The 22,702-nt window shown below is 41.9% G+C and carries 21 protein-coding genes, 1 tRNA gene and 1 rRNA gene; 14 read left to right on the plus strand and 9 right to left on the minus strand.

The genetic code is table 11. The features are described from left to right. The first annotated feature begins 78 nt into the window (after positions 1–78). Entirely contained in the window at positions 79–1,464 is a 1,386-nt protein-coding gene (locus tag BN3283_RS02245) for an OmpP1/FadL family transporter (RefSeq protein ID WP_059025501.1), read from the plus strand. 287 nt (positions 1,465–1,751) lie between these two features. After that, the gene (locus tag BN3283_RS02250) at positions 1,752–3,050 is read left to right on the plus strand and encodes an NAD(P)/FAD-dependent oxidoreductase (protein WP_059025502.1); all 1,299 of its coding nucleotides are present in this window, start codon (positions 1,752–1,754) and stop codon (positions 3,048–3,050) included. Positions 3,051–3,105: 55 nt separating this feature from the next. On the opposite strand, the gene BN3283_RS02255 is transcribed toward BN3283_RS02250, so the two are convergent. The 5 genes from BN3283_RS02255 to BN3283_RS02275 form a co-directional block, all read right to left on the minus strand. Then, on the minus strand, positions 3,106–3,615 hold the full coding sequence (locus BN3283_RS02255) for a bacterioferritin (protein WP_041502257.1): 510 nt from the start codon (positions 3,613–3,615) through the stop codon (positions 3,106–3,108). A 369-nt stretch (positions 3,616–3,984) separates the two neighbouring features. Continuing rightward, positions 3,985–5,904 (minus strand): AAA domain-containing protein, encoded by a 1,920-nt coding sequence (locus BN3283_RS02260; protein ID WP_059025503.1) that lies wholly within the window; start codon positions 5,902–5,904, stop codon positions 3,985–3,987. A gap of 246 nt (positions 5,905–6,150) precedes the next feature. Next, positions 6,151–7,023: a helix-turn-helix domain-containing protein gene (locus tag BN3283_RS02265; RefSeq protein WP_041502255.1), complete on the minus strand. Its 873-nt coding sequence runs from the start codon at positions 7,021–7,023 to the stop codon at positions 6,151–6,153. Between the two features lie 244 nt (positions 7,024–7,267). Continuing rightward, positions 7,268–8,092, minus strand: a complete 825-nt coding sequence (gene map, locus BN3283_RS02270; protein WP_041502481.1) for a type I methionyl aminopeptidase — start codon at positions 8,090–8,092, stop codon at positions 7,268–7,270. Between the two features lie 228 nt (positions 8,093–8,320). Further along, positions 8,321–9,196 (minus strand): Cbp1 family collagen-binding glycoprotein adhesin, encoded by an 876-nt coding sequence (locus BN3283_RS02275; protein WP_041502254.1) that lies wholly within the window; start codon positions 9,194–9,196, stop codon positions 8,321–8,323. Between the two features lie 290 nt (positions 9,197–9,486). Here BN3283_RS02275 and BN3283_RS02280 point away from each other — a divergent pair, with 290 nt between their 5' ends. Both BN3283_RS02280 and BN3283_RS02285 read left to right on the plus strand, forming a co-directional pair. Further along, positions 9,487–10,035, plus strand: coding sequence for a DJ-1 family glyoxalase III (locus tag BN3283_RS02280; protein WP_059025504.1), 549 nt, complete (start codon positions 9,487–9,489; stop codon positions 10,033–10,035). Between the two features lie 205 nt (positions 10,036–10,240). Further along, positions 10,241–12,457 (plus strand): tetratricopeptide repeat protein, encoded by a 2,217-nt coding sequence (locus BN3283_RS02285; protein ID WP_059025505.1) that lies wholly within the window; start codon positions 10,241–10,243, stop codon positions 12,455–12,457. On the opposite strand, the gene BN3283_RS14735 is transcribed toward BN3283_RS02285, so the two are convergent. Further along, positions 12,427–12,615 (minus strand): TetR/AcrR family transcriptional regulator, encoded by a 189-nt coding sequence (locus BN3283_RS14735; RefSeq protein WP_082667044.1) that lies wholly within the window; start codon positions 12,613–12,615, stop codon positions 12,427–12,429. The genes BN3283_RS02285 and BN3283_RS14735 overlap by 31 nt on opposite strands. A 98-nt stretch (positions 12,616–12,713) precedes the next feature. After that, positions 12,714–12,786, minus strand: a tRNA-Phe gene (locus BN3283_RS02290). Positions 12,787–13,022: 236 nt separating this feature from the next. Between BN3283_RS02290 and rbp the strand changes: the two genes are divergently transcribed. Further along, a complete protein-coding gene (gene rbp, locus BN3283_RS02300; RefSeq protein ID WP_041502244.1) occupies positions 13,023–13,328 on the plus strand; it encodes an RNA-binding regulator in 306 nt (101 codons plus the stop codon). 36 nt (positions 13,329–13,364) lie between these two features. Here the strand turns inward: rbp and BN3283_RS02305 are convergent, their stop codons facing one another. Beyond that, the gene (locus BN3283_RS02305; protein ID WP_059025507.1) at positions 13,365–13,973 is read right to left on the minus strand and encodes a hypothetical protein; all 609 of its coding nucleotides are present in this window, start codon (positions 13,971–13,973) and stop codon (positions 13,365–13,367) included. Positions 13,974–13,983: 10 nt separating this feature from the next. Further along, positions 13,984–15,033, minus strand: coding sequence for a thiamine-phosphate kinase (gene thiL / locus BN3283_RS02310; RefSeq protein ID WP_059025508.1), 1,050 nt, complete (start codon positions 15,031–15,033; stop codon positions 13,984–13,986). A 215-nt stretch (positions 15,034–15,248) separates the two neighbouring features. Here thiL and sufB point away from each other — a divergent pair, with 215 nt between their 5' ends. The 9 genes from sufB to BN3283_RS14605 all read left to right on the plus strand — a co-directional run. Beyond that, positions 15,249–16,694 carry a Fe-S cluster assembly protein SufB gene (gene sufB, locus BN3283_RS02315; protein WP_041502241.1) on the plus strand — a complete coding sequence of 482 codons (1,446 nt, stop codon included), beginning with the start codon at positions 15,249–15,251 and terminating at the stop codon, positions 16,692–16,694. Positions 16,695–16,786: 92 nt separating this feature from the next. Then, positions 16,787–17,554 (plus strand): Fe-S cluster assembly ATPase SufC, encoded by a 768-nt coding sequence (gene sufC / locus BN3283_RS02320; RefSeq protein ID WP_059025509.1) that lies wholly within the window; start codon positions 16,787–16,789, stop codon positions 17,552–17,554. Positions 17,555–17,610: 56 nt separating this feature from the next. Then, on the plus strand, positions 17,611–18,972 hold the full coding sequence (gene sufD / locus BN3283_RS02325) for a Fe-S cluster assembly protein SufD (protein WP_059025510.1): 1,362 nt from the start codon (positions 17,611–17,613) through the stop codon (positions 18,970–18,972). Positions 18,973–18,979: 7 nt separating this feature from the next. Beyond that, complete coding sequence (locus tag BN3283_RS02330) at positions 18,980–20,200, plus strand: aminotransferase class V-fold PLP-dependent enzyme (protein WP_059025511.1); 1,221 nt, start codon at positions 18,980–18,982, stop codon at positions 20,198–20,200. 63 nt (positions 20,201–20,263) lie between these two features. Beyond that, positions 20,264–20,680 (plus strand): SufE family protein, encoded by a 417-nt coding sequence (locus tag BN3283_RS02335; protein ID WP_041502237.1) that lies wholly within the window; start codon positions 20,264–20,266, stop codon positions 20,678–20,680. A 12-nt stretch (positions 20,681–20,692) separates the two neighbouring features. Next, a complete protein-coding gene (locus BN3283_RS02340; protein WP_041502236.1) occupies positions 20,693–21,007 on the plus strand; it encodes a metal-sulfur cluster assembly factor in 315 nt (104 codons plus the stop codon). Positions 21,008–21,069: 62 nt separating this feature from the next. After that, positions 21,070–21,996, plus strand: coding sequence for a tRNA epoxyqueuosine(34) reductase QueG (queG, locus tag BN3283_RS02345; RefSeq protein ID WP_059025512.1), 927 nt, complete (start codon positions 21,070–21,072; stop codon positions 21,994–21,996). A 270-nt stretch (positions 21,997–22,266) separates the two neighbouring features. Further along, entirely contained in the window at positions 22,267–22,470 is a 204-nt protein-coding gene (locus tag BN3283_RS02350) for a hypothetical protein (protein WP_146216431.1), read from the plus strand. A gap of 126 nt (positions 22,471–22,596) precedes the next feature. Beyond that, a 16S ribosomal RNA gene (locus BN3283_RS14605) occupies positions 22,597–22,702 on the plus strand; the annotation flags it as partial.

Below are 22,702 nucleotides of genomic sequence, written 5' to 3' on the forward strand. Positions count from 1 at the left end.
GGATTTACATGTTTTCCTTTTCAAGGGGGAGAAGGTTAAAAGAGACCTTCGGTTAGTTTTAATGTAAAATAGATTAGCATGAAAAAATTTTTTGTATTCGTATTCGTATGTATATGTAGTTTGTCTTCTTTTGCTGAAGGCTTTCAGGTCAATTTGTTAAGCACTAAGCAGACGGGAATGGGGCACGTGGGGGTGGCGATGAAGTTAGGGGCTGAAAGTATGCATTTTAATCCGGCAGGGTTGGTTTTTATGAATCAGGCCGTAGATCTATCGATTGGAATGTCGGCTGTCATGGCGCAAGCGAAATATTCATCGGATGGGTATTCTGTTAAAACGGATAATCCTGTCAGTACCCCGATATATGCTTATGCCGGATTCCGGATTTATGATAATTTAGCTGCGGGTATCGCTTTCAATACTCCTTACGGAAACTCTTTGAAGTGGCCTAAAAACTGGTTAGGTGCCAATTTGATTCAGGATATAAGTTTAAAAGCTTATGTAATTCAACCTACTTTGTCTTATAAAATTATGGATGGTTTAAGTGTGGGTTTTGGCTTGCAGTTAGCTTTTGGCGAGGTAAATCTTTCGCGTGCTTTATTGAGTGTTAATGAATTTCAGACCGTCGGAAAGATGATAGAGAGTGCTCCTCTCCCTATTCCCGATGAACAGAAAGAGACGATTGTACAGTTGATAAAGGGAACTAAAGTTCCGCCGGCTTATGCTCGTTTGGACGGAAAAGCTCATGTGCGGGTTGGTTTTAATGTAGGGGTGATGTATGAGCCTTGTGAAAAAGTGACGATAGGGTTCTCCTATCGCTCGAAAATTGAAATGAGAGTAAAGGAGGGTGAGGCCGAATTAACTTATGCAAACCAGAATATTGAAAATCTATTAGGACAATTGGGAGCTATTGTTCCGGACCTGTCTATTCCTAAATACGATCAAGGTACTTTTCATGCCGAGCTTCCCTTGCCTTCCAACACGACGTTAGGCGTTAGCTATCGTCCTACCGATCGTTGGGAGTTGGCATTGGATTTACAATATGTGGGATGGCAGGCCTATGACTCCCTGAATGTCTATTTCAACGAAGCGGAGCTGGGAATTAAACCCATTAAAGCACAAAAGAATTACAAGAACACCATGATATACCGGATAGGAGCTAAGTATAAAACAACGGATCGTTTGGATTTGCGTGCCGGAATTTATTACGATCAAAGCCCGATACGGAAAAATCACTACAATCCGGAGACTCCGGGAATGAATAAGTTGGGCCTCTCTGCCGGATTGACTTTTTCTCCTTACAAAAACCTGGAAATCGATTTTGCCTTTTTGTACATTCAGGGATTCAGCCGCCATGGAAATTATACTTCTCAGAATGTGGTTATTCCCGGGCAGAAAGATGTATTCTCCGGAAAGTATAAATCCACAGCGTTCTCTCCTTCTTTGGGAATTGCGTACCGATTTTAATAAAAATACCGGAAAGTATAAATTTCTTTCGTCGTGCGATAAGTGAAATTAATAATTATAGTTAACGCCTGTAAGGATTATCCGACCTTACAGGCGTTTTGTTTATGGAATGACATGTTTCCTGTCGCTTCCGGCTGTACTTAAAAGTATGAAACAATCTCTGTTCATGATTCTGGCATGTGGTAATGTCCCGTTTGGGAAGAAGAGATTGTAAGAGAAGAGAATAAATATTCGGGCACCCGTGACTTTTTTTATTCCGATACGTATATTGTATAAAAATGATAAGTATGGAGAAAATGAGTCATATTCCGGAAAAGGGAACAAAAAAAAGAGTGGTGATTGTCGGTGGCGGGTTCGGCGGTTTGAAATTAGCCAGGGAGTTGGATGATGAAAAATTTCAAATCATATTGATTGATCAAAACAATTACCATTTGTTTCAACCTCTTTTGTATCAGGTAGCCACGTCGGCTATTGAGCCGAGTGAAATCTCTTTTCCTTTTCGCCGGATTTTTAAACGCCGGAAAAATTTTCATATTCGAGTATGTCGGGCAGAGGAGGTTCTTCCGGATGAAAATCGCTTATTGACTTCGATCGGTTTTATCGATTACGATTATTTAGTCATTGCTACCGGGAGCCGGACTAATTTTTTCGGAAACCAGGAATTGGGAGATCTTACCATGCAATTGAAAAATACTTCCGAAGCATTGTTCGATCGGAATAAAATCATTGAGAGTTTTGAAAGGGCTTTGAATAGTGAGGATGAGAGAGAACAAGGGCGTTTATTGACTTTCGTCATTGTCGGAGGGGGAGCTACCGGGGTAGAGTTGGCCGGAGCTTTGGCCGAAATGAAGAGGTTCGTTTTTCCTTCGGATTATCCGGATTTGGATGTAAATAGGATGCGGATTATTTTAGTTGACGGGGCGGATCGCCTGTTGGGAGCTTTTACCCCCGGGTCTTCCGATTATGCGGAACGGTATTTGAAGGATAAGGGAGTTGAAATACGTTTAAATGCTTTGGTGAAGGAGTATGACGGTAAGGCATTGACTTTTGTAAATGGGGAAGCGATTGAAACGTGCAATGTATTTTGGGTAGCCGGAGTGAAAGCGAACGGATTAAAAGGTTTTTCCCCTGATACGTATGGAAAGGGCTATCGTTTGATCGTGGACGAATTTAGTCGGGTAAAGGGAATGGGAGATATTTTTGCAATAGGAGACACGGCTATAATGATTACTTCAGGCAACCCCCACGGACATCCTCAGGTTGTTCAACCGGCAATACAACAAGCCCGTTTATTGGCTAAGAACCTGTATCGTATTCTCGCCGGACGTCCTTTACAGGAGTTCAAGTATAGGAATAAAGGGGCAATGGCAACGATCGGGCGTAATTCTGCCGTGGTGGAATTGAATAAAATACGTTTTAGCGGAGCAATGGCCTGGATGTTATGGTTGTTCGTTCATTTGATGAGTATTGTAGGCGTGAAGAATCGTTTGTTTATTTTTATCAATTGGATGTGGAGCTATGTTACCTATGATCAAGCCTTGCGTTTATGGATTCGACCGGAAGAAAAACAAAAAAAAGTTTCTTGAAAACAAAAAGCACTGTCCAATTTTGTGTTCAGGCAGTGCTCCAAGTCTTCTGTTTTTATTCTCCGGCAGGTTGGGCTCCGGTTGCTACGCTCTTGCTGCGTTCAATGGATTGTAGTGCCAGATAATTTGCCCCGAATTTACCGAGATTATCTAATTCCGTTTCGTATTGATCCTGGTGTACTTCTTCTTCCGCAACCAAGGCTTCAAATAATTTTTTAGATACGGAGTCCGCGTTGGCAGCACATTCGTTCGCCCATTTATTGTAGTCATTCACGCTGCCTTCTTCCATCATCGTTGCCGTTTCCAACATCTCTTTCGGATCGTGAATATGCTTGATGTCCGAGGCAGGTTTCATTTCAACTTCTCCTTTTAGAAAAAGAATACGTTCAGCTAATTGCTCTACGTGCATCATCTCTTGAATGGCCGTGCGTTTGAATAGGCCGGATAGTAAATCATACCCCATGTCGTCACAACGGAAATGAAAATACATGTATTGATGAACGGCAACTAATTCATCTGCAACGGCTTTGTTTAATAATTCAATGCTTTTTTCCTTTTTGCTCATAATTTTTTGAATAAGTGGTTATACAATCTATTGTGATGCAAGATAGAAAAAAAAGTAAATAAACATAAAATCTTACCGCATTTTAAGAGTATTCACGGATCTATTTTTACAACTGTTCGCCATTCGTGGGGAGAGTCGGTTTTTTACTGCCAATGGGGAGTTGCGGGAACATCCTTGTCTCTTATTTTTGTCCTGCGGCATTGAACAGGTATTGAGGAGAACGAACAAAAGGGGAATCGGGACCAGCGGATTGAGTCTTGGTTGAATGTCATGAAGACCGAGATGGAATAGGGGGGATTCTCGGAACTATATTGGAATATGCTGTTTGCCAGCAATGTGATCGCTTCTTTCAACAGAAAAGGAGAAATGCTATTCCGGCTTCAAAATCTCGGTTACCTTTCCGGTTTCTGCAATATATTTGTACAGCGCCTTGTAAAACGGATGACAGGTTAAGGTGGAGGAGTCTCCTATGATCATTAGCTTCATTCTGGCACGCGTGATGGCGACATTCATTCGACGGAGATCGTTTAAGAATCCGATCTCACCTCTTTCGTTGGCTCGGACGAGACTAATCAGTATGACATCTCTCTCTTGTCCCTGGAAGCCGTCCACGGTATGGATGGTCAATAATTTTCGGATCGGTATAAAAAAACGATTTTTTTTGATAAGTTGCCTCAGGTATTGGACTTGTACCCGGTAGGGTGATATAAGTCCGAAATCGATACGTTCGTCAATGACCCGTTCGATACCGATCTCTTCTATGTACTTTTGAAGTATTTTGACCAATAGTTCCGCTTCCGGTTTATTGATGCGTCCGAAAGTCTCCGAGACCGGAGTTTCCGTAAATGCACAAGATGCCGTATTGTACCAGACGATAGGAGTATCCCACGCGAGGATATTTCGTTGTGAAACCTCGGGAGCCGCTTTTAAACGGTTATGATAAAACCAGAAAGAGGGGAAGCGCATGATCTCTTCGTGCATACGGTATTGAATTTCCAACATGGAGATGGTCTCTGGTTTTCGCTGGATGATTTTTTGTAGAAGAGTTCTGTTTAGTCCTTGACAAGCTGCTTCATAACATTTTATCGTGGGGGGAAGTTGGTAGTGGTCCCCCGCTAAAATGACCCTTTCGGCTTTAGCGATGGCGATCCAGCAAGCGGCTTCTAATGCTTGACCGGCCTCATCAATGAAGAGGGTTGAGAATCTTTTTCCGTTTAATGTTTTATTGGCCGATCCTACAAGAGTACAGGCTATGACACGTGCTTCTCCGAAAAGTTGTTTTTCTATGCGAATCTCCAATTCAATGGCTTTTTCCTTTAACTGGCGTAGACGGGATAGAAGTGTCCCTCTTTTATCCCCTTTGGTCTTCTTAATTTGTGTAATGATATCCCGGATGTTTTTTCGTGTATTATACAGGGCAGGGTAGGCAGGATGTGATGCGAATCTCCGTTCATAGGTGAAGGAAAGCATCTTTTCGTTTACCCGTGTCGGATTCCCTATACGCATGACATTTACTCCCCGGTCCAATAATTTTTCGGATATCCAGTCTACTGCCGTGTTGCTTTGAGCGCATACAAGAACTTGATTTTCCCGTCGTAACGTTTCATAAATAGCTTCTACCAAGGTCGTTGTTTTTCCTGTTCCGGGAGGTCCGTGTACGATCGCGATCTCTTTCGCGCAGATGACCCGGTTGACAGCTTTTTCCTGAGATCGGTTTAACCAAAAAAAATGGGTGTCCGCTATCTCTTTGTATTGAGAGGGAATATTTCCTAAAATGACTTCTCTCAGGTGGGCTAAGCGATTGTTTTTAGCTTCCATAACCTCCTTTAAGGCGGAGAACATGGTTTTATATGAAGTCCCGTCAAAGCAGAGTTGTACCCCTAACGTATGGTCGCCTTGCAGATCAAGAAGTACGTTGGAATGAGGCATAACGACCGACATGGTGTTTTCTTGCACATAACTGATGATTCCCGTAAAGCCGAAGTAATGAAGTCGTCCCGTCACGGGATCCGATTTAAAGAAACAAACGGGGCGACCGTATTCAAAAGCGTGTTCGGTCACCTCTCCCTCTTTTCGCTTGATTTCTATAATAAATTGATTCAGTGGATTGTAATGACTTTTGCAGATAGTTACAGGATGCCAGCACACTCCTTGCCGGATTTTTTTTATTATTCCGGCATGCTGAGTATGTTGAAAAAATAGCTCTTTCTCGTACTCGTATTCCTGTTGCAATAATTTGTATTGTTGTAACAGGTCGACTAACGGAGAAATAGTGGTTTCGGGCCTCATACGCTTTGTGGAGTATTTCAATCACAAAAGTATATATAATTCTCATACCCGAATGGCAGATCAGGTAAATGAATGGTTATCGAGGAGATTTTTTTCAAAAAAATCGATCGTAAGGGGATCTCTATTTTGAACAGGCGTGGGGTGCAACATTACTGGTAATTGCTTGCGACCCCAACACCTGATTACATTAAAAATAATATAAATCAACCCCTGATTGGCTTACTTTTAATGTCTCTTCAAAAGGATCTATTTCACTTGTTCCTGTTTCGAAAATGACGTAGCTTTTTTACGGATCTCCGAGGGACTCGCATCTAAATACATCCTGCAAAAATGATATAATGCTTTGTGTGAAGTAAATCGAAATTCTTCAATAATATCTGCGAAATCAATTCTTATATCTTGTAAATAGGCCTCCACCTCTTTGGCTCTCTGGGTTTGTAACCATTTGTAAGCAGATTCTCCGAAAGTGGTTTTGAACTTTCGTTTAAAAGTAGATAAACTGCAACCTGTTTCTTTGGCGAAGTCAGGAATGCTATTTACCTTGTGATAGTTTTGAATGACTAAAGACCTGAAATTTTCATTTCTTCCCATAATAGGATAGAAAATTTGATAAATAGCTTCTTTAGAATAATGTTGGATGAATATGGAGATCAAAACTTTTCTGGATGATTCATTCACCAATTGACAAAAGGCGTCTGAGTCCAAAGAATAGCGGATGTATTCGAGGAATTTTAACAGATGGGATTCTATCGGAAAAGGTTGGAACCTATAATCAAAACGATTGTTTTGATTTATTGAAGCCAGATTAATCTGTTTGCAATATATTTCGAGACCGGTAAAGCGATGAATAAGAATTTCACACTCTTCGTTTCCGGTTTGGAAAGTAACGGAATATCCCTTGGGGATTAATTGTAGATTTCCTTTTTCGAAAATGAGGGTCGGATGGGTACTTAACGAAAGAGAAACATTTCCGGATAATATAAAAAAAAGTGAATGTGAGTTCTGATTGCCTTTACGGAGAATAGTTTGATTAGCCGGAATTTTGTATAATTCAAATCCATTAACGATTTGAGAATTGTAATATGAACAATCCTTTTGATTACATAGGTTTGTATTCATAACCGATTTTGCACCTTTTGATTTATACAAAAGTATCAGCTTTGAGTGTTTTAAATGTATGAAAAGAGGTCAAATGATCTCATAATAAGCTCAATGTGATAAGTGAAATAAAAAGTTGTTTTTATGTTGCTTATTATTAATTAGTTATATTTAAATAAATTCTATACTTTAACTTTTCCCGAAACTCTTCAGGAGTCCGGTGCGAATAAGTATATAGAAACGGTGGGGATTCGGTTATTTTTACTTACCAAGTAAGAATTTCAACTCCTGTTTCTGTTATTAGGATCGTGTTTTCCCATTGGGCTGACGCTAAACCGTCTTCCGTCAAAGCCGTCCATCCGTTGTCTTCATCGATAAAGATTTCATGGGAACCCATATTGATCATCGGTTCGATGGTAAATATCATTCCGGGAACCAATACCATGCCCGTTCCTGGTTTACCGATATGTTCCACTTCCGGTTTTTCATGAAACTGTAAACCTACCCCGTGTCCGCAAAAATCGCGAACTACGGAATAACCGTTGCCTTCGGCATGTGCCTGAATGGCGGCTCCTATATCTCCTAAAAATCCCCAGGGCTTGGCAGCGGCTATGCCTATTTCCAAACACTCTTTGGTCACCTTTACCAATCGTTGTAATTTCTTATCGACCTTTCCGATCATGAACATGCGGGAGGCATCCGAAAAATAACCGTTTAAGATAGTGGAGACATCTACGTTGATAATATCTCCCTCTTGCAAGATGATATCTTTATCGGGGATTCCGTGACACACTTCATCGTTAATGGAGGTACAGACACTTTTGGGGAATCCCTCGTAATTCAAGGGTGCCGGAACTGCTCCATGAGCAACTGTAAAATCGTGTACCATGGAATTTATCTCTTCCGTGGATATTCCCGCTCTGATATGTTGTGACACATGATCCAATACCGCCGTATTTATTTCGGCACTCTTTTTTATACCTTGAATCTGTTCCGCGTTTTTTATGATTTTCCGGGGAGGAACAGTACAACCTAAACGTCTGTATACCTGTAATTTTTCTTCGAATGAAAGGCTTTTGAAATCTTTCATAGGTTGTAAACCGTTGCTTTTTTTGAATATCATATTTGCAATGTTTTAATAATTGTCCCGGAGAAAAAAAGACTCTGGAGGCAAAAATGAGATTACTTAAAAGTTTGTCGCTAAGGTACGGATTTTTGTTAGAGATTATTCCGTGTTGAATGGTAAAATAGAATAAAAAGATGTCCGGAAAAATTTTCCGGACATCTACCGTCGTGTGTGTTGATTATGTGTGAAGTGTTATTCTGAAATCATTACAACCAGATATTTCGTTTGTTTCCAGAAAGCGTTTTCGTCGTTGATGTTTAATTTTTGCATTCCGTTTTCATCGGCTTCTAAAGTGTATGATTTGGCCGGATGAGCGGATAGTATTTTTGCTTTTTTAGAGTTCAGTGCGATTGATTTCGTTTCACGGATGTCGATGTTCTCAAATCTTGCATTCTGAGCCTGAGTGGAGACGATCGGCGGACAGAAGATTCCCTGACGTGAAATAACGTTAGCTGCTTTCAAGTTTTTTCTGCTGCCGATCAGGTAATGTCCCGTGTGAATATCGGCATCTTGTTTTGAAATGGTTTCTTTTTGAGAGGTAGACTCTTCCTGTAGATTGGAAACATTTTGGTTTAACTCTGCAATTTGTTGATTCTTTATGCCCAGTTCCTTTTCTTTCTCTGCCAATAAACGAGTCATTTCCTGTACTTTAGTTTTACTTTGATCCAGTTCTTCGTTCAAGCCGGCAATTAGCTTCTTGAATTGGGCCGATTGACTTTTATTTTGTTTTTCCAACTTGGCAATCTGATCCTTGTAGGTACTGATTGCTCCAGAGAGAGCGTTGATATCGTCTTTTAATTTGGTTATTTGCTCTTTGGTTGTGTTTGTTTTTTGGTCTTTAGCCGATTCCAATGCCAAAAGATGTTCTGCTTCGCGAATAGATTGCATTCCTGCCGTGATCTCGTTTAAGCCGGAGAGTATATTCTCCATCTCTGCATTCTGATTCGTGTTAACTGTGTTTAACGAGTCGTATTTGGCGACCAGGGTTTTGTATTTTTGCGAGCTCTCAACACAACTGCCGAGGAATAACAGAGAGAATATTCCGATTGATAAAAAAATCTTTTTCATGATTGTTAATTTTTAAGTTTACATTTATTCGTGCTGTTTTTCTTAGCACAAGGGGTGTGCCAAAATACTATATTTTTATTATGATGTTGATATACATGTTGTTATATATTTTTGTATTGGTACGTATAATTAAAAAAGTGAGGAATACTCGTTCCACACTGTGGAATTTCTCTACACGTTGGTTGGGGAGTGAAGGACGAAAGATTAAATTCGGTATAAAAACGGAATATGCTATTAAAGTCATCTTTTTTTTGTAAATTTGAAAAGTTGAACTATAATACAAGAGAATTATGAAAAGATCATTTCTTTTTTTGGCGGAAGGTTTTGAGGAGATGGAAGCGATTGCAATTGTCGACGTGTTGCGTCGAGGAGGTGTCGATATAAAGATTGTATCCGTCTCGGATCAATTGAACGTGAGAGGTGCTCATGGCGTGTCGATGGAAGCGGATGTCGTATTGCGTCAAGTGGCGGAAGAAGATGCGGCATGCCTGATCTTTCCCGGAGGTCTTCCCGGGGCGCAAAACTTATCGAATTCCCCTCGGTTGATTCAATTATTGCAAGATCATTTCGACCAGGGCGGACGTGTTGCGGCTATCTGTGCAGCGCCGGCTTTGGTTTTGAGTAAGCTGAAAACCGATAGAAAATATAGGATGACGACCTATCCGGGATTCGAAAAATACCTGGTCAACGCGGATGTTGTTGCGGACGGGGTTGTCGTTGACGGACGTATCGTAACAGGTAAAGGACCGGCTTTTGCCTTGGATTTCGGGTTGACGGTGTTGCGGGAAATCGTGTCTCAAAAGGCTGCTGACGAGGTTGCTCGGGGTATGTTAAGATGATTTTTTAAGTTTGACGATAGTGGATTGGTTTGCAGGACGGATGGTTAACGTCCTGCATTTTCCATGTCTGGATTTTCCAGTAGGAGTGGAGGGTCCTGAGATCGTGTCTTAAAATTTACGGTGGAAATGGCTATTTATTGTATCATGGGAAGGTTCGTGAAGGTATAATTATAACCGGTTATATTACAGTATCTTTAATATTGCTATGAGAAGCTTTTTTTTGTTTTTGTTGTTATTATTCGTAAGTGTTCAAGAAGGGGAGTGTGGGGAGAATGGTATTTTTACCGATACCTTGGAAGGTAACGTGGTGCCGGCCGAGCAAGCCATTTTGTTAAAAGAAAAACTGTATCGGGTAGGTAGTCTGTATAATAGTAAGAGATATTCCGAAGAAAAAGGAAAAATTGATTCTTTGGCGCTTTTGCATCGGATCACGGAAGAGGAGAGACAGTTAAGGTTGATAGTTTTGGGGCGTGAAATGGAAAGTTGTCGGTTTTTATTGAGCAGGTATTCTTCTTTTTGGGCTTCTCGGGAAATAAAAGAGTTAAGTGATACAGAACGGGAGGCCTACGATCTTTTCATAAAAGGGGATATACCGAGTGCTCTTCGTGTTTATGAAAAAGAACCGGTTATAAAAAAAATCGAGGAGGTAAAAGGAAAATTTGCACTTTCGGACGTGAAAATATTACATCGTTATGCAATGCTCTGTCTTTTTACGGGAGAAAAAAAGTATAGGGATAAGGCTTTAGCAATTTACCGAATATTGGTTTTTTCCGATAAGAAAAGTTACGAGAACGCTTTTCAATATGCCTATGCCCTGGCTGAACAAAAAAATATGGAAGAGGCTTTTGCGGAAGCTAAGCGTGCATCGAAATTAGCTCGGACACCTGTTGAAACGGTTAAATTATATGCATTACAGATGTTTTTGAATGAGAGTGTAGGGAAAAAAAAGAGAGCTGCTGTTTTGCGGAAAAAGTTGATACGGGATTTGTATCGTATCCGGGATGATGCGGAGAAATCGTCTGCATTGGCTGATCTTATTGATATCCAGATGTTTTTAAAAGGGAGGGGGAACGATGAAAGAGTACAAATGTATCGGGAAGAGATCAGAATAGGTGAGAAGTTGCCGGAATTTACTTCCGGATGTTATCGAACCGGATTGTCAAATTTGTATGAAATGTTGATGTCTCTCTTGCTCCGGGAAAAAGCATACGAGGAGATGAATTCCTACGTGTATAAGTTGATTAATATCCGGGGAAAGATGGCTGAAGAAGATGAATCCGGATACGAACCTTTACGGAAAGCGATGGACTATACTATCCGGTGGTTCACTTTATCCCGTCAATGGGATAAAGCTTTACCCTTATTTCAACAATGGGAGATTGTGGCCCGGAATCTTTATGAAAAAAATCCTTCCGGTTATTCCGCCTTTTACACGGAGAGTCTTTGTTTTATGGGTAGGTTGTACGCGGGGAAAAACGATTGGCTCAAATCGGACGAGTATTACCGGAAAATCGGAGAGGTTTTGAAAAAGTTGTTGGTATGCGGTAAAGAAAGCCATTTCGGGGTGCTTGTTGCGTGTGAGCGGGATCTTGCGTCTTTTTTATATAAAGAAAAGGATGTGGAGGGTGTTCAAGAGATTATACCGGAGTTGTTGCAGCATGGAAAATTATTGTATGAGTCTGATATGTTGAGCTATACTTCGCTTCTGTCCGATGTCTGTTTTTTAGGAGCAGAGGTGGCATTGGTCATGGGAGATGCGGAGAATGCCCTTGTTTATTATAAAGAGGCCGGAGACCTGTGTTTGCTTCAAGGAGAGGATGTTTCGTTAAAAGCGGAAGATTATATGCGGATTCTTTCCCGGCTGGGAGGGATATATATGTATAAGAAAGAGTGGAAAACGGCAAAGGATTATTTGGAAACGGCTCTGAATGGAAAGATTTTAGAAAGAAAATATGGTTCGGAGGATGAATCCGTTCATGCCGAAATATGGGCAAATTTGGCAACGGTTAATTTAGAGATGAATGATAAGAAGGATGCTGAAAGGTGTTATAAAGAAGCGTTACAAATTTACGAGCGACTGTTTCTGGTGGATTCCGTTGGTTATGCATCTTATAAAATCACCGTTTTAATGAATCTGAGTTCGCTCGTTTTCTCGGAGAGCCGTTTGACGGAGTCTCTCTTTTACCTGCAAGAAGCTCGTCGTCTGGCTTCGGAATATAGCGTTATCCGTTCTTCCATTTATGTCCCTTATCGGATCGTTTCGGATATTTATTATGGTGTCTATCAAATCAAGACGGGTGAGGAACGGGAAGGGAAAGCTCTTTTGTCCCTTGCTTTGCGTGAAGCTCAGCAATACTCGGATAATCCTTTGATTGTTTATGTCATGAATCTTTACCGGGCAGGTAAGGTATTGGAAAAATAGTTGTATATATCACCCAAACCGGCATCGGCCCTTTTTGTAATTTCCCGCGTAGAGGTTTTCAGGTAGCCTTTCCGCAGAAATAACTTTTGGGTAACACTTGGGGACGGGGTTAAAGTGCTATCAAGCAGCCATAAAACATCCCATTTACCGAATTCCAATCATTATAAAGTTAAATTGCAAATTAAAAACTTTCATTCCTGATCTACAATCGTTAATAAAAAAAAGAGAGTTACTTTTGTAACTCTCTCTGTTTCAGTGGTGCCACCAGGAATCGAACCGGGGACACAAGGATTTTCAGTCCTTTGCTCTACCGACTGAGCTATGGCACCATCATTAACGGGTGCAAAAGTAATGGAAATTCGTGAATTTGCAAGTGTTTTGTGGAAAAAAAGGAAAAAGCGGGAAAAATATTTTTTTATAAGGCAACAAAATATAATATTCTTTTTGATTATTAATAAATTAGTTATATTTGTCCCGATAGAAGAAAATAGTTTTGTATCGTTGAAACCAAAGATATATCTCTACGTAACCTTCTACATGTATTATTAATTTTAATTTTTTTATTGTGAATATTTTTGTTGCAAAGCTAAGTTCCACTACCACCGGAGAGGACTTGCAAGCTCTTTTTTCAGAGCACGGAACCGTTTCTTCAGCTAAAGTAATTACGGATCGAGAAACTGGAAATTCTAAATGTTTTGGATTTGTTGAAATGGAGGATGAGACGGAAGGTTTCAACGCTATCAATGCCCTCAATGAAACAGAATTTAAAGGAAGAAAAATTGTTGTAAAAAAAGCCAGACCCAAAGAAGAGGGCGGCGATTCAAGAGGCCAGAGATATCACAGGGAAAGAAGATTTAATTCAGAAGATTGATGAATGAAGCGCTGTTCAACCCGAACGGCGCTTTTTTTAACTCTGTTTTTTATATTTTACTTTCAAATAGGCATACAGGACCTTGTGCATCAGGTCAGCTTCCTTTAATTCTTCCTCGGAAAGATTCGGTGCGATTTCAATGGCATTGAAAACATCGTTTAACTGTTCATCTCTGTCGATTCGCTCCCCGAAATGTTGTTCTATGTAGAACAGATCGGAGAGTTGCATGCGGGCGATGGACTCTAATGCCAGATTCCTGGCCATCAAAAGATTATCTTTTCTGTATTTTTTTAAAAAAAGTTCGATCAGGCTATCGGTAAAATAGTCGGCGAAATAGTGTAAAAGGATAACGCGTTTTTTGACGCTTTCGTACATCTTTTCCGGGAGGCCGTTGATGCTTTCGCTCATGCTTAAATAGGCCAATTCGGCCATCTCTATGCTCTCTTCTTCTTCCTCGTCCAGTTCGAGCAGAAGCGTTTTATACAGCATGTCCGCAAATGCTTCCTGGCGGGTGATCTCTTGGCTTTCGTGGTAATAATTCAGTCTTTCCGGAATGCTTCTTTTTAATAAAGCGGATAACTCTTTCCGGTTGCCGTTTCTACTGTGTTGCTCTATTTCGCTTAAAATATCTTTTAGTTCGGACATGTCGATTCAATTATTTTTCTGTTGTATTGAAATTGGTCCATCCTTGCGCCTTTAACTCGAATTCGTTCCCGTCCCGGGTGACAAGGGTATATCCCTCTTCGGTTTTACAAGTGTGCCCGATAATGCTGATGTCTTCGAGCGTGGTTAATGTGTCCAGGTATTTCAGCGGTACGGTAAATAGGAGTTCGTAGTCTTCTCCTCCGGAAAGGGCGCAGACCGTGGCATTCATATTTAACTCTTCCGCCATTTTATAAGTTTGGTAGTCGATGGGAATTTTCTCTTCGTATATCCGGCAGCCGACACCTGAGTCATGACAGATATGTAATATCTCCGACGAGAGCCCGTCGGAAATATCCATCATGGCGGTAGGTCTGATATTCTTTTCTTTTAGCAGGCGAATGATATCTCCTCTGGCTTCCGGCTTCAGCTGTCTTTCCAGTATGTATTCGTAACCGGTAAAATCGGGCTGTGCTTCCGGATTCCCGTTGTATACGGTTTTTTCCCGTTCCAATAACTGGAGTCCCATGTAAGCTGCTCCTAAATCACCGCTGACGCAAATCAGATCGTTTTCTTTGGCCGTGTTCCGGTAAACGATATCGTTCTCTTCAGCCTCTCCGATGACGGTGATGCTGATGCACATGCCTGTCTTGGAGGAGGTCGTATCTCCACCTACCAAATCTATCCCGTAATGTTCACAGGCTAAATATATACCGGCGTATAACTCTTCGACCGCTTCCAAAGAAAAACGATTGGAAAGGGCCAGTGAGACCGTGATTTGTCGGGGAGTACCGTTCATGGCGAATATGTCGCTGGCGTTCGTTGCTACTGATTTGTACCCCAGATGCTTGAGCGGGGTATAGGTGAGGTCGAAGTGTACACCTTCGATCAGCATATCGGTACTCACTAAAACTTTTTTGTCTTTGTAATCTAAGACAGCGGCATCGTCTCCTACTCCCTTTATAGTAGACGGATTGTTTAATTTTATATCTTTTGTCAAGTGTCGGATCAACCCGAATTCCCCTAAAGTGGAGAGCTGAGTCAGTGGCTTTTTCTCGCTCATGTCATAAATTTTGTTTCAACAAAAGTAGTTTAAAATGATGAATGACGCAATAAACAAAAGAGTCGATTTTGAACCATAATATACATTTATCACGTAATAGATATTATCTACTCCGATCCGGTTGGGCGGGTGAGATTTTTTTGTACTTTTGCACGGATTGGTGAAGTGGATGATTTTCAATTCTCCATTTTTATTTTTTCATATTATGTAAAGTTATGGCTAAAGAACAAGACGAGATATTGAATGAGGTAACCGAGGGTGAATATAAATATGGTTTTGTTTCTGATGTGGAAACCGAAATGATCGGGAAAGGGTTGAATGAGGAGGTCATTCGGTTGATATCGGAAAAGAAGGGGGAGCCGGACTGGTTACTTGAATTCCGATTGAAAGCTTACCGCCATTGGTTGACAATGAAGATGCCGACCTGGGCAAAATTGGATATACCTTCTATAAATTATCAGGATATTGTTTATTACGCGGCTCCTAAGAAAGAGGAGAAGAAATCATGGGATGATGTGGATCCGGAGTTGAAAGCCACTTTTGACAAGTTGGGTATTCCGTTGGACGAACAAAAAACGCTTTCGGGAGTAGCGGTGGATGCCGTTATGGACAGTGTTTCCGTCAAAACGACGTTTAAGGAAGCGTTGGCCGAACGGGGGGTGATCTTTAGTTCGTTTTCTGAAGCGGTGAAAGATCATCCGGATCTGATCAAACGTTATTTGGGGTCGGTTGTGCCTTACAATGACAATTTTTTTGCGGCTTTGAATTCGGCGGTTTTTAGCGACGGTTCGTTTGTTTATATTCCCAAGGGGGTACGTTGTCCGATGGAGTTATCTACCTACTTCCGGATCAACGCGGCAAAAACCGGACAGTTCGAACGTACGTTGATTGTGGCGGAGGAAGAGAGCTACGTGAGTTATTTGGAGGGATGTACGGCGCCACAACGAGATGAGAATCAGTTGCATGCCGCTATCGTCGAGATTGTTGTGGAGAAGAATGCCGAGGTAAAGTACAGTACGGTGCAGAACTGGTATCCGGGTGACAAGAACGGCAAAGGGGGAATTTATAATTTCGTGACGAAACGGGGGATTTGTAAGGGTGATAATTCCAAGTTGATTTGGGCGCAGGTGGAAACCGGATCGGCTATTACCTGGAAATATCCGAGTACCATACTGAAAGGGGACGGTTCCGTGAGTGAATTCTATTCCGTGGCCGTAACCAATAATTACCAACAGGCAGACACCGGAACTAAAATGATTCATATCGGAAATAATACCCGTAGTCGTATCGTGTCGAAAGGTATATCTGCGGGGTATAGTTCTAATTCATACCGGGGAAAGGTGAAGGTGGTAAAGAGTTGTCAGAATGCCCGGAATTTTTCTCAATGCGATTCCTTGTTGTTGGGCGATAAGTGCGGGGCACATACATTCCCGTACCTGGAGGTCGCTAATCCGACAGCGCAAGTGGAACATGAAGCGACGACATCCAAGATAGGTGAAGATCAGATATTTTACTGTAATCAGCGCGGCATATCTACCGAGGATGCGATCGGGTTGATTATTAAGGGTTACGCGGGGGATGTTATCAACAAAATGCCCATGGAATTTGCGGTGGAAGCACAAAAGTTGTTGCAGATCAGTTTAGCCGGTAGCGTCGGATAAGAATATAATAATTGAGAGATTAAGTGATTGAGAGATTAAGTGATTGGGTGATTTAAAAAAGGGAATTACGGGATCGATAAAAAGCTAAGATTATGGAAGAATTATTAAAGATAAGAGATTTACATGCCGTTATAGACGGAAAAGAGATATTGAAGGGAATCAACTTGGACGTTAAGAAGGGAGAGGTGCATGCTATCATGGGACCTAACGGGGCGGGAAAGAGTACCTTGTCGGCCGTGTTGACCGGACGGGAGTGTTTCGAGGTTACCAAGGGAGAGATTTGGTTTAACGGTAAGAATTTGTTAGAGTTGCCGGCGGAAGACCGGGCTCGTGAAGGTATATTTTTAAGTTTTCAATACCCGGTGGAAATCCCTGGAGTGAGTACGGTGAATTTCTTGAAGACAGCCGTAAACGAGCATCGCAAGTACGAAGGGCTTCCGCTTTACCCTGCCGGGGATTTTTTAAAGATGATTCGAGAGAAGATGGCGTTGGTGGGAATTGATAGTAAGTTATTGAATCGTTCTTTGAATGAAGGTTTTTCGGGAGGCGAAAAGAAAAAAAACGAGATTTTTCAAATGGCGGTTTTAGAACCCAAATTGGCGATTTTGGATGAGACGGATTCCGGATTGGATATAGATGCCTTGAGAATTGTTGCTAATGGGGTGAACAAATTGAAGCGGCCGGATAATTCGACTATTGTGATTACACACTATCAACGTTTATTGGATTATATCATACCGGATGTAGTACACGTGTTGTATGACGGCCGTATTGTAAAAACGGCCGGGAAGGAATTGGTTGCGGAGTTGGAAAAACACGGTTACGATTGGATAAAGAAAGAGATTGAAGAGTCTAAATAGACGTGGAACACGACGTCTTCCGGAATGGGGACTAAAATAAATGCAAATTACTGGGAATGGAAAAAATAGAGAAAATAAATAATGATTTTAAGGCTCTTTTTCAGGAGGGACGGAATTTGTTGAGGGAGGGGTGCGGAGAGATTATGAATCGGTACCGGGAAGAGGCTTTTCGTCGTTTCGAAACCATCGGAGGGATTCCGTATAAGACAGAAGATTACCTTTATTCGAACTTGCTTCCTGTTTTTGACCGGGATTATAAAGTCGTGTTGAAAAATATAAAGCAGGGAGTGGATCTCGGAGAGATTTTTCAATGTAATGTTCCAGACTTGAATACGAATCTGGTCTTGACTATAAATGGTTGGTTCTTCGATGGTAACGGTAAGCTGGAGCTACCGGAAGGAGTTGTTGTTTGCAGTCTGTCCGAAGCGAGTCGAAAGCATAAAGAGTTGTTTGAAACCCATTATAATCAATACGCGAAACCGGGCGAAAACGATAGTTTGATTTCGTTGAACACGGCTTTTGCGCAGGACGGAATCTTTGTTTATGTTCCGGATCGGGTGATAATGGATAAGCCTTTGCAGGTGGTTAATCTGATGCGGGCTAATGCGGATCTGATGTCGTTCCAGCGTAATTTGGTGATCATCGGTAGGGAGGCTAAGGCAACGGTTTTGGTTTGCGATCATACCTTGTCGGATGATTCTTTTCTTTCCAATAATACGACCGAGGTCGTTGTGGGGGAAAACGCCGCTTTCGAGTATTATCATGTTCAGAATCAGCATATAGAAGCATCTCAGATCAATAGCGTTTTTGTTTCGCAAAAACGTAATTCCCGCTATGATGCAAATGTTATTTCTTTATACGGAGGTTTTATCCGGAATAATTTGTTTGCAGCTTTAACCGAAGAGGGATGTGAATGTAATCTGTACGGGATGTATCTTTCGGATAAAAAGCAGCATGTGGATAATTTCACGTCGATTGATCATATGGCTCCTCGTTGTACGAGTAATGAGCATTTTAAAGGAGTATTGGATGATGCTGCCGTGGCTAATTTCGCGGGAAGAATTACGGTTCGTCCCGACGCGCAGCAAACAGAAGCTTACCAGGCTAATAACAATCTGTTGTTGACGGATACGGCACAAGTAAATACGAAACCTCAGTTGGTAATTGATGCCGACGATGTGAAATGCAGTCATGGTGCTACGGTGGGGCAGATTGATGAAGAGGCTATGTTTTATTTACGCTCGCGGGGAATCGGTGCGGCTGAGGCGCGCATGATGATGATGTTCGGTTTTGCTCACGAGATTGTAAGACGAGTGAAGCTGGAGCCTTTGAGAGAAAAGATAGATGAATTGGTTGAAAAGAGGTTAAGAGGAGAGTTAACAAAATGTCACAATTGCGTGATGCATTGTAAAAAATAGGGGGATTATGTTGGATGTCTGTAAAATAAGAGAAGACTTTCCGATACTCGAAGAGAAAGTTTACGGTAAACCTCTGGTCTACTTAGACAACGGTGCGACTTCGCAGCGACCTCGTAGTGTCGTGGAAAAGATGACCGAGTACTATCTCCGTTATAATTCGAACGTGCATCGGGGAGTACATTTTTTAAGTAATAAATGTACGGATGCGAATGAGGAAGCGCGGGAGATCGTTCGGGAGTTTATCCATGCGGCTTTTGTGGAAGAGGTGATTTTTACCCGGGGAACAACGGAGAGTATTAATCTGGTGGCTCACTCTTTCGGGGAAGCTTTTATTCATGAAGGTGACGAGATATTGGTTACGGAAATGGAGCATCATGCCAATATCGTACCTTGGCAGATGTTGTGTGACCGGAAAAAGGCCGTGTTGAAGGTCGTTCCTTTCAAGGATAACGGAGAGCTGGATATGCAGGCTTTTTCGGCCCTGTTGAGTGAACGGGTGAAGTTGGTAGCGGTAGCCTATGTTTCAAACGTATTGGGTACGGTAAATCCGGTACGGCGGATAATAGAAGCGGCTCGCGGTTTCGGTGCTTACGTGCTGGTCGACGGGGCACAGGCCGTACAACATATTCCGGTTGATGTGCAGGACTTGGATTGCGATTTCTTTGTATTTTCCGGTCATAAGATATACGGGCCGACCGGAGTCGGTGTTTTGTACGGGAAAAAGAATCTGTTGGAAGTACTACCACCTTGGCAAGGGGGAGGAGAGATGATCAAGGAGGTGCGTTTTGAAAAAACGACCTACAATGATCTTCCTTTTAAATTTGAGGCGGGAACTCCTGATTTTATAGGAATAATAGGATTGGGAGAGGCTATTAAATATGTGGATTCCGTGGGTTTGGCCCAGATTGCCCCTTATGAACATGAATTATTGCGATATGCCATGGAGCGTATGCGGGAAATTCCGAATATCAGATTATACGGGGAAGCACCTGAAAAATCTTCTGTCATTTCTTTTGGAATCGAGGGGATTCATCATTTTGATATGGGAACCTTGTTAGATAAGATGGGAATTGCTGTGCGGACGGGACAGCTATGTGCCGAGCCGGTGATGCAGCATTATGATGTTACCGGGATGGTAAGGGCTTCTATCGGAATGTATAATACGAGGGAAGAGATCGATAGGCTGTGCGAGGGAGTGAAAAAGGTGGAAAAACTTTTCCGGATGTAGTATATTTTCCGTTTTTTAATACATTTGTAATGTAAACAGAGAATAGGTAAATAAGAGGATCAAATGACAATAGAAGAGATAGAGCATCAGATCGTAGAAGAGTTTTCCATGTACGATGATTGGATGGATAAGTATGCTTATCTGATTGAGATCGGCACGGGAATGGAGTCTATGAATGAGGCTTGTAAAACAGATGATAACCTGATTAAGGGATGCCAATCGAGGGTATGGTTTCACGCGGAAATGAAGGAGGACAAGCTTTACTTTGTGGCCGATAGCGATGCGATCATAACCAAGGGGATTGCAGGTTTGTTGGTGCGGGTTTTTTCCGGGCAGCGTCCGAAGGATATTGTGGATGCGGACTTGAGTTTTATCGATCAAATCGGTTTGACACAGCATCTTTCACCGACCCGTTCGAATGGATTGTTGTCTATGATCAAACAGATTAAGTATTATGCTTTAGCTTATTCGAAGGCGTAAAATCGGGGGATTATGGGAAAAAGTTTAATGGAAGATTTGGTGATAGAGAAGTTGATGACCGTATATGATCCGGAAGTTCCGGTAAATATTTGGGAGTTAGGGTTAGTATACGGTATTGAATTTCCGAAAAAAGATGAGGTGATCGTAACTATGACTTTAACGGCCCCGGGATGCCCTATTGCCGATCAAATCGTTCAGGAGGTACATGATGTCGTTATGACGATAGACGGTATAGAAGAGGTTACCGTTAATTTGGTATTCGACCCGCCTTGGGGACCGGAGAAAATGAGTGAGGTGGCTAAATTGGAGTTGGGATTCGGGATCTGATTTATTCGAAAGATATGGAAAGAGGGTGGTTAAACACTCTCTTTGTTTTAATAAGTAGTTATATGGTTTTATCTTCTTCGACATTGGAGAAATACGCGAAAGAGACCGGTTTCGATGCTTGCGGTGTAGCTCTGGCAGGGGCCTTGCCGCGGGAAAAGGAACGTTTACTTGAATGGCTTGGAGAAGGAAAGCATGGCGGGATGTCCTACATGGCAAATAATATTGAAAAGAGAGGTGATCCGCGGTTGTTGGTTGAAGGAGCCCGTTCGGTAATTGTCACGCTGACCAATTATTATCCGTGCCGTCGACAGGCTGAAGGGACTCCGGTCTTTGCCCGTTATGCCTATGGTAAAGACTATCATTTTGTTTTGAAGGAACGATTGCATCGGTTGTTTGCTTTATTAAAAGAAGAGGCGAATAGGTCCGTGAATGGACGCGTGTTTGTCGATTCCGCTCCGGTATTCGAACATGAATGGGCCAGGAGGGCCGGGTTAGGTTGGATCGGTAAGAATACCTTGCTTATTCACCGGAAGTGGGGCTCTTTTTGTTTTATCGGGGTAATTATTTCGAATCTGGAGTTTGATACCTATTCTTCCTCTTTCGAAAGTCGTTTTTGTGGGAATTGCAATCGTTGCGTGGAGGCTTGTCCTACGGGAGCATTAACGGCCTATTCCTTGGATGCGCGACGGTGTATTTCTTATCATACAATAGAGAACAAGGGGGAAATCCCGGATTTTGTTCGGCAGAAAATGGGTTTGCGTGTATTCGGGTGTGACATTTGCCAGGAGGTTTGTCCTTGGAACCGGAAAGGAATATTTAATGAGGTAGTTGAGTTTCAACCCGGAAAAGAGATCATGGAATGGACAAAGGAGCAATGGCTTCAATTGGATGAGAAAACATTCGAAACGCGATTTAAAGATTCGCCTTTAGCTCGTGCGGGATTAAATAAGTTGCGGGATAACCTTGTGGATACGTCATTTTATGACTGAGTTTTGAGCTTGTCCCTTTAAATCGTAAGTATAGAGTCCGAATTGTAAATTTTCCCCAATCTCTTAATCTCTTAATCACGTAATCATTAAATCACTAAATCATAGAATACTTCTAATTTACAGTCTGAAATTTCAGATGTTTCCGGGGAGGGAGAACAGGGCGATACCATTGCCATATCCCGTGTCAGGTGGGGAAAAGCCATTTTTTATTTCCAAACGATTGAAAAGCAGGTCGATGCGTTGGGAGGTGAATTTTTATTAAAAATTGGGGTGAAAAAATTTGGAAAAAAAGAGGATGAAATTATATCTTTGTCGCCGTTTTCAGAGGAAAATGGATTGACACCGGGTGAAGAGAGATATAACGGGAAAGCCGGAAAAAAGTTTGAAAAAAAGTGGAAAAAGATTTGGAGGGAATGGGTGAAAGGTGTTATCTTTGCATCCGCTTTCGCCACTAAAAAAGGCGGGAGCCGGTAGATAGACAGACGAGTTCTTAAAGATATTGAAGTGACAAAAAGCGAGCGGCGCTTTTGATGACACACGTTGTCATTAGCGCGCGAATTAAACCGGGACAGGAAGAACAAAAAAGTAAAGATTTTTATTATCATGAAGAGTTTGATCCTGGCTCAGGATGAACGCTAGCGACAGGCTTAACACATGCAAGTCGAGGGGCAGCGGGGAGTGGCAACACTCTGCCGGCGACCGGCAC

It is taken from the genome of Gabonibacter massiliensis (genome assembly GCA_001487125.1).
Classification (GTDB): Bacteria; Bacteroidota; Bacteroidia; order Bacteroidales; family Marinifilaceae; genus Gabonibacter; species Gabonibacter massiliensis.

Excerpts from the sequence above, each read along its gene's own strand:
- BN3283_RS02245 (WP_059025501.1), top strand. The coding sequence starts at position 79 with ATGAAAAAATTTTTTGTATTCGTATTCGTATGTATATGTAGTTTGTCT.
- BN3283_RS02250 (WP_059025502.1), top strand. The coding sequence starts at position 1,752 with ATGGAGAAAATGAGTCATATTCCGGAAAAGGGAACAAAAAAAAGAGTG.
- BN3283_RS02255 (WP_041502257.1), bottom strand. The coding sequence starts at position 3,615 with ATGAGCAAAAAGGAAAAAAGCATTGAATTATTAAACAAAGCCGTTGCA.
- BN3283_RS02260 (WP_059025503.1), bottom strand. The coding sequence starts at position 5,904 with ATGAGGCCCGAAACCACTATTTCTCCGTTAGTCGACCTGTTACAACAA.
- BN3283_RS02265 (WP_041502255.1), bottom strand. The coding sequence starts at position 7,023 with ATGAATACAAACCTATGTAATCAAAAGGATTGTTCATATTACAATTCT.
- map (WP_041502481.1), bottom strand. The coding sequence starts at position 8,092 with ATGAAAGATTTCAAAAGCCTTTCATTCGAAGAAAAATTACAGGTATAC.
- BN3283_RS02275 (WP_041502254.1), bottom strand. The coding sequence starts at position 9,196 with ATGAAAAAGATTTTTTTATCAATCGGAATATTCTCTCTGTTATTCCTC.
- BN3283_RS02280 (WP_059025504.1), top strand. The coding sequence starts at position 9,487 with ATGAAAAGATCATTTCTTTTTTTGGCGGAAGGTTTTGAGGAGATGGAA.
- BN3283_RS02285 (WP_059025505.1), top strand. The coding sequence starts at position 10,241 with ATGAGAAGCTTTTTTTTGTTTTTGTTGTTATTATTCGTAAGTGTTCAA.
- BN3283_RS02305 (WP_059025507.1), bottom strand. The coding sequence starts at position 13,973 with ATGTCCGAACTAAAAGATATTTTAAGCGAAATAGAGCAACACAGTAGA.
- thiL (WP_059025508.1), bottom strand. The coding sequence starts at position 15,033 with ATGAGCGAGAAAAAGCCACTGACTCAGCTCTCCACTTTAGGGGAATTC.
- sufB (WP_041502241.1), top strand. The coding sequence starts at position 15,249 with ATGGCTAAAGAACAAGACGAGATATTGAATGAGGTAACCGAGGGTGAA.
- sufC (WP_059025509.1), top strand. The coding sequence starts at position 16,787 with ATGGAAGAATTATTAAAGATAAGAGATTTACATGCCGTTATAGACGGA.
- sufD (WP_059025510.1), top strand. The coding sequence starts at position 17,611 with ATGGAAAAAATAGAGAAAATAAATAATGATTTTAAGGCTCTTTTTCAG.
- BN3283_RS02330 (WP_059025511.1), top strand. The coding sequence starts at position 18,980 with ATGTTGGATGTCTGTAAAATAAGAGAAGACTTTCCGATACTCGAAGAG.
- BN3283_RS02335 (WP_041502237.1), top strand. The coding sequence starts at position 20,264 with ATGACAATAGAAGAGATAGAGCATCAGATCGTAGAAGAGTTTTCCATG.
- BN3283_RS02340 (WP_041502236.1), top strand. The coding sequence starts at position 20,693 with ATGGGAAAAAGTTTAATGGAAGATTTGGTGATAGAGAAGTTGATGACC.
- queG (WP_059025512.1), top strand. The coding sequence starts at position 21,070 with ATGGTTTTATCTTCTTCGACATTGGAGAAATACGCGAAAGAGACCGGT.